Source organism: Thioflexithrix psekupsensis (genome assembly GCF_002149925.1).
GTDB classification, from domain to species: Bacteria; Pseudomonadota; Gammaproteobacteria; order Beggiatoales; family Beggiatoaceae; genus Thioflexithrix; species Thioflexithrix psekupsensis.
Genome location: NZ_MSLT01000001.1, coordinates 55163 through 67670, shown reverse-complemented (window position 1 = coordinate 67670; position 12508 = coordinate 55163). Strand labels below are relative to the sequence as shown.

Here is a 12508-nt window from a genome sequence, read left to right as displayed (position 1 = left end):
CTAAAATTCTGTAAATTCTGATTCTGACAGAAAAATTTTATGAATGACTTAATTTTGGTATAGCAGTGAGACATTAAAAAGAAACGAGAAAAATAAAACAAAAAATAAGCTAATTATTCGAGCGCGCTGTAATTGTCCTTTTAATTCAATTTCGTTTAATTCCCGTTTCCATTTTCGCTGCAAACGACGTACACTTAATATCCAAATTAAGCGCGTCACAAAAGGAAATAGCAAAAGACTTAATACAATAATTGACAATAATAAATAAATGCTCTCATCACTCATAATTATCGTTTTCCTATCCCACTCATCATGGTGTCATTAAAGTTGATAAACGCCGCACATAAGGGCGATTCTGACGGATATTTTCGGGCAATTCATTTATCGCTAATAACGCACTATTTTCATCAGCAAATGTACCATAAAAAACGCTCCATTGTTGATCTTTATGGTATAAAAATAAAGTGGGCAATAAAGGAGCTAATTCTTCTCGCTGTAAAAATTGTGTTAATTCCATTGTTTTTTGATAAGAAGTACGCAAAATTTGAATACTATAGTGCTGTGAATTGCTGTTTTGTAACCATAATTCACTGGCTTTAAGGCGTTCCTGTAATAATTCGGGTAATATTAAAGTAATTGTGATGGTATTGGGAGGCGTTTCGGTGGGTTTATTCTCAGGTTTAATATCTGTTTCAATGGGCGTTAATTGAACTGTTTCTGTCACGGGTTCTATGACAACAGGATGCGTCATTTCACGAGGTTCATTTTTAATGACATATTGAGCTAACCATTGCTTCCAATAAGAGCCATGTGGTAAAAACCAAAACGCGCTAATAATTAAAATGGCTATCACCGTTATTAAAATAAAACTGGAGAATGATTTAAATTTTGTTTTTACGATAAAACCGCTGTCTTGAGCGGCTCTTTTCACATGTTTCACTTGAACACATTGTTGATTATCCATATAAGCGGCTAATAACGATTTATCGGCTAATATATTAATGCGTCGCATCAAACCTTGAGAATAATAATATAAAGTATGAATGGCTTTTTTAGTAAAAACAGGTAAGCCGCGATAGCCCACCGATTGCATTCTAAAATATAAATAATCTTGAATGTCGTTTTCATGCAGTGGCATTAAATAAATACTGTGTGTAATTCTTTCTTTTAATTGACAAATATGCGGTGCAGATAATAATTCATCTAATTCAGGTTGTCCGAATAAAACAATTTGCAATAATTTATCGTGCGCTGTTTCTAAATTACTTAATAAACGAATTTCTTCCAAAGTGGCTACAGGCATACTTTGCGCTTCTTCAATAAAAATAACCACTTGCCGATTTTCGCTGTGGTGTTGTAATAAGCTGTGTTGTAAATGGCGCATCACCTCTAAACGGTTTGTTTCTGTGCAGATGGGCAAATTCATTTCAAAGGCAATTGCATGTAGAATTAGCTCTGGCGATAAGCTGGGATTCGCCAAATAAATAATTAATACCGACGCAGGCAATTTTCGCTCTAACATGCGGCATAACATGGTTTTTCCACTGCCCACTTCTCCTACCACTTTCACAATGCCTTCGCCGTGCAAAATGGCGTATATTAAGGCTTCTAAAGCTAGACCGCGATAGCCGCCTGTATAAAATAATTGCGGGTCTGGCGTAATTTTAAAAGGAGGCGCATTTAAACCAAAAAAATCATGATACATCATGACAATACCGTTTATTATAATTAAGAGTGAAAAAAAGAGGGATAACACAACTTTTTCCAGTTACGTTATCCCTTTTCTTAAAGTGGCATGAGTACCTTTATTTAGTGTATTTTACTAAGGCTGATCTATCTCACGTTGGGGAGGTTGATCCGCACCTTCTTTAACAGGAGGTAATAAATCATTTCGGTTAATTCCTAATGCCAATGCGGCCACGCTGGCAATATAGATAGAGGAATATGTCCCCACCACAATCCCAACAATTAACGCCGTCGCAAAGCCGTGAATTAACTCGCCTCCTAATAAAAATAAAACGATCAACACTAACAAAGTTGTCAACGAAGTCATGACACTTCGCCCTAACATTTGATTAATCGAGCGATTAACAATTTCTTCTACGCTTTGCTTACGCATTTTTAAGAAATTATCCCGCACCCGATCAAAAACCACAATGGTATCATTTAATGAATAACCAATCACCGCCAATACCGCCGCCAATACCGTTAAATCAAATTGCATGTGCGTCACGGCAAATAAACCCACCGTGATTACCGTATCGTGTACCAAAGCGATAATTGCCCCCACAGCAAAGCGATATTCAAAACGAAAAGCCACATAAATTAAAATACCAATTAAGGTATAAATAACCGCTAAACCACCGTCTTCTACCAGTTCTTTACCCACTTGCGGGCCAACAAACTCAACACGGCGCATTTGCACTTCGACACCGCCATCTTTAAGAATTTCTAAGACGCGATTGCTTAACTGCTCATTATTATATTCTTCATGAATACCTAGACGAATTAATACTTCAGTTGAGGAGCCGAAATTCTGCACCGTCGCATCACTAAAACCGTTACTCGATAATCGCGTGCGAATATTCTCCAATTCAGCCGCTTGAGTATAGCCAACTTCAACCAACGTACCGCCCGTAAAATCAATCCCGAAATTAAGCCCACGAAAGCCAATCGCTAATAGGGAAACAACAAACAAAAAGGCAGAAATCGCCACTGCAATTTTCCGTTTAGAGAGAAAATCATAGTTGTAATCAAAACGATGTAAAAAATTAAACATAATTCTTTTTCTCTCACATTAAACAGGCAAACGTTGCAAACGACGATTACCGTAGAAATAATTGATAATGCCACGACTCACTAAAATCGCAGTGAACATGGATGAAATAATTCCTAAGGATAAAGTAATCGCAAAACCTTTAATCGGCCCCGTACCAAAACTGAAAAGCATTAACGCCGCAATCAAAGTGGTTAAATTCGAGTCAAAAATGGTGGTAAATGCCCGATCAAAACCCGAAGTAATGCTATTTTGTGGACTGTTGCCATTAGCAATCTCCTCACGGGTACGCTCAAAGATTAAAACATTGGCATCAACCGCCATCCCCAACGTTAAAACAATACCCGCAATCCCCGGTAAAGTTAAAGTCGCTTGTAATAAAGACAATAAAGCCACCAATACCACCACATTTAACATTAATGCCACATTGGCAATTAAGCCAAAAATGTGATAACGCAAAAACATGAAAAACATCACGACAAGAAAAGCAATCATCACAGAAATTAAACCTTGATTAATATTCTCTTGACCTAAGCTGGGGCCAATGGTGCGTTCCTCAATGATTTCCATAGGAGCTTTTAATGCGCCTGCCCGCAATAATAAGGCTAAATTATGCGCTTCGGCTGAGGTTAAACCCGTGATTTGAAAATTGCGCCCAAAAGCCTCTTGAATCGTGGCCACATTAATCACTTCTTCTACTTTTTTACGGGATTTAACTTCCTGTCCATTGACCACACTGGTTTCAGTTTTATATTCAATAAAAACCACTGCCATCGGTTTACCGACATTGTCGCGGGTGGTTTCTAACATACGGTTTGCGCCTTTGCTGTCTAATCGTACGACAGTTGCAGGGCTGCCAGAGCGTTGATCGATGGTTGAAGCCGCGTCATTGATTTGGTCTCCCGTCACGATGACGCTGCGTTTTAACAACACCGGTGCGCCGTCACGACGTTGATATAAGCGCGCATTGACAGGCGCACGGCCGCTGCTTTGGGCTTCTTGCCACGCCTGCATATCGCCTTCGGTCAAACGAAATTCTAATGTCGCCGTCGCCCCTAGAATTTCCTTAGCGCGGGCAGTGTCTTGCACGCCGGGCAATTGCACCACAATTCGATCTGTGCCTTGACGTTGAATAATCGGTTCCGCAACCCCTAATTCATTCACACGATTACGCAAAGTGGTAATGTTTTGTTCCACCGCTTGTTGGCGATTTTCCTCTAAGGCTTTCTCAGTAAATTGCAAATGCAATTGATAATCATCAGTGCCGTCAAATTCTGTGATCATTAATTCAGAATAATCTTTGGCTATAAATTTTCGTGCTTGTTCTCGCAATTCTGCATCACTAAAACTGAGCCGAATGCCCCCAGATTCTCCGGGCAAACGGTTAATTCCTCGATAGCGAATTTTTTGTTCGCGCAACACATTACGAAAATCATTAATATAACGTTCTTCGTCTTGAACAAGAGCCGATTTCATATCCACGGCCATTAAGAAATGCACCCCACCGCGTAAATCCAATCCCAAATACATGGGTTTCGCGCCCAAAGCAATCAGCCATGAGGGTGTCGCTGGAGCTAAATTTTGCGCCACAATATATCCCGGTAAGGCTTTTAATAACTCAGTATAAGCCAATAATTGCTGATCCGTATTAGAAAAACGTACCAACAATCTTTCGGGAGTCATTTCGATTTCTTTAAACTCCAAATTTAATTCGGTTAATTTAGCCGCAACCATCTCACGCACCGAGTCATCAATTTTGACATCTCGCGCATAAGGCGGGGAGATTTGCACGGCAGGGTCTTCGCCAAATAGATTGGGAAGGGCGTATAGGCTACAGATAAAAATAACGCTACCTATGAGCAGATATTTCCAAAGAGGATACTGGTTCATTAAACAAACTTCTAAGAAAAGGTTAAGTGGTGAATAACAGGTTGCCTTTATAATGTTTTCATCGTGCCTTTAGGCAAGACAGCAGCCACAGACATGCGTTGAATTTTCACTTCAACACCGGTTGCAATTTCGATAACAAGAAAATTATCTCCTAATTCGGTAATTTTACCCAATAAACCGCCATTAGTGACCACTTCATCGCCTTTCGCTAATGCTTCGACCATTTGTTTGTGTTCTTTTACTCGTTTTGTCTGGGGACGAATGAGTAAGAAATAAAACACCACAAATAATAAAACCAGTGGTATTAAACTGGCTAAACCACCACCAGAAGCGGCTGCGTCTTGGGCAAATGCGGGTTGAATTAAAAAATCCATCTAAAATTCCTTCTGTTGTTTTAAGCAAGATGAACTTGACATTATGCCATATTTATTGCGTCTGCTCATTAGCTGAGTACAATTTGTGTGGTTGCAAAAATAACATTTTGAATTTAAACGCTATTTAATTTAAACTGTTTCCTACTATTTGGGCAAGTCGCCCTCGCGTTATATGGGCGAATTGTCGGGATAACGAGAGTCGTGCTGTGAAAATTCATAGGAGTGTATTATGAAAACAACCATTATGGTGTTGCTATTGGGATTGTGGAGTATGACGGCGGCGGGTTTTGAAGTCAGTCAATACACGTTTACATGGAATATTGCGGCGGCGGGGCGGGCTGCATTGGACATTGAAAAGACTCCAGAAGGCAGTTATGTCATACTTAAAGCCACACAACGTGTGACAGGTGGCCGTTTAAAACTCACGCCCAGTGAGGCAGAAGCCTTGGCTCAAGTCTTCTTGCGGGTGGATGAATTTCACCAGCAAATGCGCGATAAACGCAGTGATTCTGCCAAAGTGATGGCTGAACAATATGAAGTCACATTTAGCATTTCTTCTAGTGGTTTTTGGGTGACCATTACCCCACCCAATTCTCTAATGGGATTGGGGAGTATTGCGTTGGATCGGGAAGGAATTAAGGTGGTGACACCGGCGATGTTAGAAGCCAGTCAGCGGGTAAAATATTTTGAAGAACGCATTTTATTTTAACGCCTATTGACCACAATGATCGATAAAGGGATAACGTTTTTTATACGTTATCCCTGCCATAAGCACAACAAATTGTTTTTACAATAACGGAGTGAGCAATGACCACAAGACGACAATTTCATCGACATCCAATGTGCATTCCGTTGACCGTACAAACCATTTCCAGAGCAGGTGAACAAGCCGCTGTTGAAGCGGTTTATACCAAAAATGTCAGTTTAGGTGGATTGGCTTTTACCTCTGAAAAAGCATGGAAAGAAGGCACACTTTTACACATTCACATTAAAGCAGACTCGCCTTTTACCTTTATTGGTAAAGTAATATGGTGTCATCTTTTATCAGATAAAAATTCCCTCGAACACTCACCTGTTCTTTACGATATTGGGGTGGAATTTATGGCAAAAAAAGCAGAAATGTTAGACGAATTAGTGCGCATTGAAAACTACTATAAACTGCGTTAATTCCATTAAAAAAAACAGATAAAAATCAAATTAAAATACAACCTAATCTGTTTCTATTTTTGTCCCCTGTTCATCAAATTCTATAACGCTTAATTCGCCGTCGGAATCTGTGATGTTTGCTTGCTTTAATAAGCCATTGGGATGATAAGTATAATCGTGTTTTAATTCCACATCGCCATACACGATCTTTTCACAACACACTAGACGTTGTTGCTTATCAAAATAACCGTTAAAATAAGTGTTGCGATTGGCAATGTCTTGTGGGGTTAATTCATTGAGTAAATTCAATGGCAATTTGACCCCGCTATACGTATTAAAATGGCGACACATTAAATCTTGATCTTGAGTCATGATCACGCTCTCATGAGAAATGGAGTAAAACAAATAAATGGTAGCACATATCAGGCAGGTTGCTGAATCGCTCTCCACGACATTCTCAACGCTCACTCACAAAAAGTAAATGACTTACACTAATTATCTGCTATCATAGTAAGCGCGCCTGCGAGAAAGACGCTTAAAAAAGATCATTTCGATCCTCATTAACCCCTTCATTACTGGAAAATTGGTAAATCAATGAAGCACGCAGCCCTAACATGGGTAAAAACCACAATTGACGACAGTTTAAAGCAAACCCGACAAGCCTTAGAGCAATTTGTGGAAAATCCCAGCGACACGGCACCTTTACAACAAGGCATCATTTGGTTGCACGAGATTCGTGGCGTGTTAAATATTCTTGATCTACAAACGGCTGCATTACTGGTGAAAGAAGTCGAGGCCACCATTCAAGTCCTACTGGCAGGGAAGATTGCCAATAATGAGCGTACCTATGATGTATTAATGCAGGCTTTAATTCAATTACCTAATTATCTGGATCATTTAGCCATTGTTCAACAAGATATTCCGCTGGCATTATTACCACAATTAAATAGTTTACGCGAATTGCGCGAGCAGCCCGCCTTAACGGCCAATCAATTTTTTACTCCAGATTTATCTTTACCCGTTCCTGCGGCCAAAGCCCCTAATTTACCGGATGACAAATTAAAAGATTATGCCAATAAGATGCGAGCCGCGTATCAAAAAGGCTTAATGGCTTTAATTAAACAGCCTAAAGAACCTGAAGGGATTAAATTTATCTACACGGTCATGCAGCGAATGCAACAGGCCACAGGCCAAGCTCCTGTGACTAAGATTTGGTGGGTGACAGAAGGCATTTTAGAAGCCTTATTGCAAAAGGGTTTAGACGTTAATAATGCCATTGTAAATCTACTCAAACAAATCGATGCCATTATTAAACAAATCGCCGATCATGGCAACGCCGCATTGCGCGTAGCTCCACCGAAAGCCGTTTTAACCAATTTGCTTTATTACGCGGCTCATGCCCGTTCACGCGGTAAACAGATTGCAGCGATTAAAACGGCTTTTAAATTAGATGATTACGCGCCATCAGAAGCCGCTTTACAATCAGCCCGTTTGATTTTTGCAGGCCCTGATATTGAGTTAATGAAAATCGTTGTGACTTTATTAAAAGACGATTTTGCGCGGGTTGAAGAAACGTTGGATATTTTTAATCGTGCGGATAACCCTTCTGTTACTGAATTGTCTCCCTTAGTGGGTCTGTTAAAAGACATGGCTAATACTTTGGGATTGTTGGGCTTAATGGTGCAACGTAAAGCCATGTTAGGACAGGCGATCTTAATTAAAGAAATCGTCGAAGGAAAACGTGAAGCCCATTTGAATGCTTTACTCGATATTGCGAATAATTTACTTAAAATTGATGCGGCGTTAGATATTTTAGGCGTGCAAGGGGTTCATGCCCGCCAACGCTTGCAACAAAGCCCAGACACTGATTTTTCTGATACGCCGCAATTCGACATTATTCTTAATGTGGCTGTGAATGAAGCCAAAACGGAATTGTCACAAGTGATTCATCCATTAGTGACTTTTATTGACAGTCAAAATCAAGATGAAGAGCTATTAGAAGTTCCTAATCGGTTAAAACAAATTCAAGGATTTTTATCGCTAATGTCCCACGCGGATGCAGCGGTATTGTTGGCGAAATGTGGACGCTATATTGAGCAGGTTTTCATTCGGGATAATACTGTCCCCCCTGAAACCCAACAAAAAGCTTTAGCTGATGTACTGTTGAGTTTAGAATTGTATTTAGACACGTTGGCAGGCAATCCGATGGATGCGCGTGATATTCTAAAATTAACGCAACAACGCCTGAATATCTTGCTGGCTGCGGCATAAGCTCTTGTTTTTATGAGAATTACCGCATAACCTTTTTACAACCGCTCGCCCCTAGTCATGGTGATTTGCAACAATGAAACTGCTACAAATTCCAGAACAAATAACCTCTGATGAAGTCGATGAAGAAATTCTCGAAATTTTTGTGGAAGAAGCCGAAGAGGTCTTGGGTGAAATTGTCGCCAGTTTTGCCGCATGGCAAGATGATCCCACCGATCAGGAATCTTTACGAACGCTACGGCGTAATTTCCACACGCTTAAAGGCAGTGGTCGTTTAGTCGGTGCGACGGCGATTGGTGAATTGGGTTGGCGATTTGAGAATTTATTAAATCGCGTATTAGAAGGTGCATTTCCCGCCACTGAATTGGTTTTGCAAGTGGTTGGGCGGGTAGAAGGTGTGTTGCCTGATATGATTCAGCAATTTAAAACACAAAAGCCTGCAACTTATGAACAAATTTTATTAATTTCTCAAGTGGATTATTTGCTGACCAGTAAAGGCACCAGTTTGGGTGAGTTTGATTCGGCCGATACCCAAAGTGCTGAAACTAAGACCGTTGAACCCACCGCGCCCGCAGTGACGGCTAAACCCGCACCCGCAATGCCTGAATTAGAAGATGAACCAGAAGACACTTTGGAAGAAGAAATAGATTCTCCAGAAATGTCCAGCGATTTGACAGAAATTTTACCCGAATTAGGCGATTTAGACAATGCCGATGATTTGGATAATTTAAACGAAATTTCTGAAGAAACCGAATTAGCCAGCGATGATCTTCATTTACCCGATTTAGACCAGACACAAGACAATGAATTAGACACAACATTACCTGATTTAATGGATAATTCAGAAGATAATTTAGACTTGCCTGCTTTAGAGGATGAATTCGTCAGCGAATTAGGCGAGGATGCGGATTTATCTGAATTAGCCCGTTTAGAGGACATGCCCATGTTGTCTGACACTGATGCGGATTCGGAGTCAGCGTTGGAAACGGAGGCAATGTCTGATTTTGATGATGACTCTTCTTTATTATCAGAACTGTCTGATTTTGAAGCAGAAAATCAAAGCAGTCATGCCACAAGTTCCGCTTCGGGAATGGATGACGCGATTGATCCTGTTCTACTTGGTATTTTCCGCAAAGAAGCGGCCACACATTTGGTGGCTTTGAAGAAATTTTTACACGATTATGAACAATCTCCCGAAGAAACACGCATCACTCAAGATTTAATCCGTGCTTTTCATACACTTAACGGCAGTTCGCGCAGTGTGAATTTATTGCCCGTGGCGAATTTGGCCGCACCGTTGGAGACCTTGTGTCGTCAATTGGAAAATCGAGACGGAGAATTGCCGCGTGATACTTACGATTTGCTCCACAATGCCACTGCTCAGATTGAAGCGATTTTAGACGGTCATCCCCCCAGCGACGCTGAACAAACCGATTTACTCAACGACATCAAAGCAGAACAACAGGCGCATCCCCAAGCCAAGCCCGTTGCCGCTTTGGCCAACGAAACGGTTAATACAACCATTAACAGCGCGCCCAAAACCGCGCCTGCTGATGTTCCCGATGCCACCGATGAATTTATGTCGATTTTCTTAGATGAAGCCGAAGAAATCTTAGAAAATACGCAATCTTTGTTAGAGCGTTGGCAGTCTTCGCCGCAAAATATGCAGTTGATGAAAGAATTACAACGCGAGCTACACACGCTTAAAGGTGGAGCGCGTATGGTGGGCATCGTGCCAATGGGCGATCTGAGTCATCATCTGGAATCGGTACTCACCAAAATCGTCGAAGGCAACGCACAATCCAATAATCGCTTACAAGAAATTGTTCAAACCAGTGTCGATGAATTAGCGGCAATGTTAGAAGCGGTGCGTTCTGGTGTGCCGCTGGAAATGCCTAATGATTTGATTGCGCAGATTAATACGTCTTTATCGGGGGGGGGAGAGGAAGTGGCCGCGCCAAGCTCCGTTCCTACGCCGCCGCCTGTTGTGGGAACAGCGACTCCGCCGCCGGGTATGTCGCGCCCCGCTCCCGTGAAATCAACCCCCACTAAGCCCACCGCTGAACCAGAACCAGCCTCGCGTACTGAAAAATTGGATGATGATCGAGACAGCGAAGGTTCGGAAGATCGTATTCGTGTGCGCGTTTCTCTCATTGATAAATTAACCAATTTAGCAGGCGAATTGTCCATTTCTCGTGCGCACATGGAACAGCAGCAAGCCGCTGTTAAAAATAACTTGGTAGAAATGGAACAAACGGTGACCCGTTTGCGTGACCAATTACGGCGTTTAGAAATTGAAACCGAAGCGCAAATTATTTCGCATTTCTCCGAAACTTTAGAAGACGGTAATGAGGAATTTGATCCATTAGAATTAGACCGTTTCTCGGTGATGCAACAATTATCACGCAGCTTAATGGAAACGATTAGTGACTTATTAAGCATTCAAGATATTATGAAAACGCTCACTCGTCAAAGTGATGCGTTATTGATTCAACAATCACGAGTGGGGGCTGAATTGCAAGAAGGCATTATGCGCACGCGCATGATTCCTTTTGCTCGAATTTCGCCGCGATTGCAGCGCATTTCTCGCTTAACGGCAAGAGAATTACGCAAACAAGTGGAATTTGTGATTGAAGGTGAAAATATTGAATTTGAGCGGACGGTGTTAAATCGCATTGTTGCGCCATTAGAACATTTATTACGTAACGCCATTGGTCACGGCATTGAAGATGCAGAAACCCGTCAACAAGCGGGAAAACCAACAGTGGCTCAAGTAAAAATTCAATTAGCCAAAGAAGGCTCTGATTTAATTATCAAGTTGAGTGATGATGGCGCGGGATTAAATCTATTGGCCATTCGACGCAAAGCCGAAGAGCGCAATATGATTAAAACCGACACGGTGATTAGCGATCAGGAATTGATGCAATTTATTTTAGAGCCGTCCTTTAGTACCGCACAAAAAATTACTCAAGTCTCAGGGCGCGGTGTGGGTATGGATGTGGTGAACAGTGAAGTGAAACAATTAGGCGGTTCTTTACAAATTCATTCCAAAACCAATGAAGGCACTTTATTCGAGATTCGTTTGCCTTTGTCTTTAACGATCAATCAGGCTTTATTAATTCATATTGGAGAGGAAACATTAGCGATTCCTTTAAACAATGTGGATGCCGTCATGCGTTTACCGCGTACCGATGTGTCTAATACCGCACAAGCTGAAGATGTGCGGTACTATCGTTATATGGATAATGATTATCGTGTGCTGCATTTGGGAGAGTTATTAGGTTTAGGGAAAAGTTCTATTGACATGCCTTTAATTCCCACTTTATTGGTGCGTGCTGGAGATAGACGGATGGCGTTTTTAGTTGACGGGATTGAAGGCAGTAAGGAAGTGGTGGTAAAAACGGTGGGGCCGCAAATTGGGGCGATTCGCTGGATTGCGGGGGCAACGATTTTAGGCGATGGGCGTGTGGTGTTGATTTTGGACGTTCCCACGCTCACTCGTACCGAAGCCACGCTTTCTCACTACGAAATGGCACGCGCCGCCGAAGAAGTGGTGGAAGAAAAAGCTCCCGTTAAAACCATCATGGTGGTGGACGATTCGATTACGGTGCGTAAAGTGACGGCGCGCTTGTTAAAACGTCAAGGCATGGAAGTGTTGACCGCTAAAGACGGTGTGGATGCCGTCGCTCAATTGCAAGAACATATTCCCGATCTCATGTTATTAGACGTAGAAATGCCGCGCATGGATGGTTATGAATTAGCGACGCAAGTAAGAAATACTCCAGAATTGAAACATATTCCCATTATCATGATCACGTCGCGCACCGGTGCAAAACACCGGGATAAAGCGGAGAAAATCGGCATTAATCGTTATTTAGGCAAACCGTTTAATGAAACAGAATTACTAGATAATATTAACGCCCTTTTAGCCGAAAGTGTTAGCAGTAAACGCCCCGCCAGCAACGGTAAACAAAGCGATGTCCGGCCGGGATAGAAAAGGCTAAATATTGCCCCTGCCAATAAATTCGTAACAAAATTAAGTCATTCGTAAAAT

The 12508-nt window shown here is 41.6% G+C and carries 10 protein-coding genes; 4 read left to right on the top strand and 6 right to left on the bottom strand.

Annotation, left to right across the window (positions count from 1 at the left end; translation table 11 throughout):
* Window positions 1-48 precede the first annotated feature (48 nt).
* The 5 genes from TPSD3_RS00295 to yajC all read right to left on the bottom strand — a co-directional run bounded on the left by TPSD3_RS00295 (window position 49) and on the right by yajC (window position 5040).
* Window positions 49-285, bottom strand: a complete 237-nt coding sequence (locus TPSD3_RS00295) for a hypothetical protein (protein WP_086486604.1) — start codon at window positions 283-285, stop codon at window positions 49-51.
* A gap of 25 nt (window positions 286-310) precedes the next feature.
* Window positions 311-1708, bottom strand: coding sequence for an ExeA family protein (locus TPSD3_RS00290; protein ID WP_217884321.1), 1398 nt, complete (start codon window positions 1706-1708; stop codon window positions 311-313).
* A 114-nt stretch (window positions 1709-1822) separates the two neighbouring features.
* Window positions 1823-2779, bottom strand: a complete 957-nt coding sequence (secF, locus tag TPSD3_RS00285; protein WP_086486602.1) for a protein translocase subunit SecF — start codon at window positions 2777-2779, stop codon at window positions 1823-1825.
* Window positions 2780-2797: 18 nt separating this feature from the next.
* Window positions 2798-4666, bottom strand: a complete 1869-nt coding sequence (secD, locus tag TPSD3_RS00280) for a protein translocase subunit SecD (RefSeq protein WP_086486601.1) — start codon at window positions 4664-4666, stop codon at window positions 2798-2800.
* A 47-nt stretch (window positions 4667-4713) separates the two neighbouring features.
* Window positions 4714-5040, bottom strand: coding sequence for a preprotein translocase subunit YajC (gene yajC / locus TPSD3_RS00275; RefSeq protein ID WP_086486600.1), 327 nt, complete (start codon window positions 5038-5040; stop codon window positions 4714-4716).
* A gap of 229 nt (window positions 5041-5269) precedes the next feature.
* Here yajC and TPSD3_RS00270 point away from each other — a divergent pair, with 229 nt between their 5' ends.
* A complete protein-coding gene (locus tag TPSD3_RS00270; RefSeq protein WP_086486599.1) occupies window positions 5270-5749 on the top strand; it encodes a hypothetical protein in 480 nt (159 codons plus the stop codon).
* 98 nt (window positions 5750-5847) lie between these two features.
* Window positions 5848-6207: a PilZ domain-containing protein gene (locus TPSD3_RS00265; RefSeq protein ID WP_086486598.1), complete on the top strand. Its 360-nt coding sequence runs from the start codon at window positions 5848-5850 to the stop codon at window positions 6205-6207.
* A gap of 42 nt (window positions 6208-6249) precedes the next feature.
* On the opposite strand, the gene TPSD3_RS00260 is transcribed toward TPSD3_RS00265, so the two are convergent.
* Entirely contained in the window at window positions 6250-6558 is a 309-nt protein-coding gene (locus tag TPSD3_RS00260; RefSeq protein WP_086486597.1) for a DUF6156 family protein, read from the bottom strand.
* 222 nt (window positions 6559-6780) lie between these two features.
* On the opposite strand from TPSD3_RS00260, the gene TPSD3_RS00255 reads away from it, so the two are divergent.
* Window positions 6781-8457, top strand: a complete 1677-nt coding sequence (locus tag TPSD3_RS00255) for a FimL-related protein (RefSeq protein ID WP_086486596.1) — start codon at window positions 6781-6783, stop codon at window positions 8455-8457.
* Window positions 8458-8530: 73 nt separating this feature from the next.
* Window positions 8531-12448 (top strand): hybrid sensor histidine kinase/response regulator, encoded by a 3918-nt coding sequence (locus TPSD3_RS00250; RefSeq protein ID WP_086486595.1) that lies wholly within the window; start codon window positions 8531-8533, stop codon window positions 12446-12448.
* Window positions 12449-12508: the final 60 nt, after the last annotated feature.

Excerpts from the sequence above, each read along its gene's own strand:
- TPSD3_RS00295 (WP_086486604.1), bottom strand. The coding sequence starts at position 285 with ATGAGTGATGAGAGCATTTATTTATTATTGTCAATTATTGTATTAAGT.
- secF (WP_086486602.1), bottom strand. The coding sequence starts at position 2,779 with ATGTTTAATTTTTTACATCGTTTTGATTACAACTATGATTTTCTCTCT.
- TPSD3_RS00255 (WP_086486596.1), top strand. The coding sequence starts at position 6,781 with ATGAAGCACGCAGCCCTAACATGGGTAAAAACCACAATTGACGACAGT.
- TPSD3_RS00290 (WP_217884321.1), bottom strand. The coding sequence starts at position 1,708 with ATGATGTATCATGATTTTTTTGGTTTAAATGCGCCTCCTTTTAAAATT.
- TPSD3_RS00265 (WP_086486598.1), top strand. The coding sequence starts at position 5,848 with ATGACCACAAGACGACAATTTCATCGACATCCAATGTGCATTCCGTTG.
- TPSD3_RS00260 (WP_086486597.1), bottom strand. The coding sequence starts at position 6,558 with ATGACTCAAGATCAAGATTTAATGTGTCGCCATTTTAATACGTATAGC.
- TPSD3_RS00270 (WP_086486599.1), top strand. The coding sequence starts at position 5,270 with ATGAAAACAACCATTATGGTGTTGCTATTGGGATTGTGGAGTATGACG.
- secD (WP_086486601.1), bottom strand. The coding sequence starts at position 4,666 with ATGAACCAGTATCCTCTTTGGAAATATCTGCTCATAGGTAGCGTTATT.
- TPSD3_RS00250 (WP_086486595.1), top strand. The coding sequence starts at position 8,531 with ATGAAACTGCTACAAATTCCAGAACAAATAACCTCTGATGAAGTCGAT.
- yajC (WP_086486600.1), bottom strand. The coding sequence starts at position 5,040 with ATGGATTTTTTAATTCAACCCGCATTTGCCCAAGACGCAGCCGCTTCT.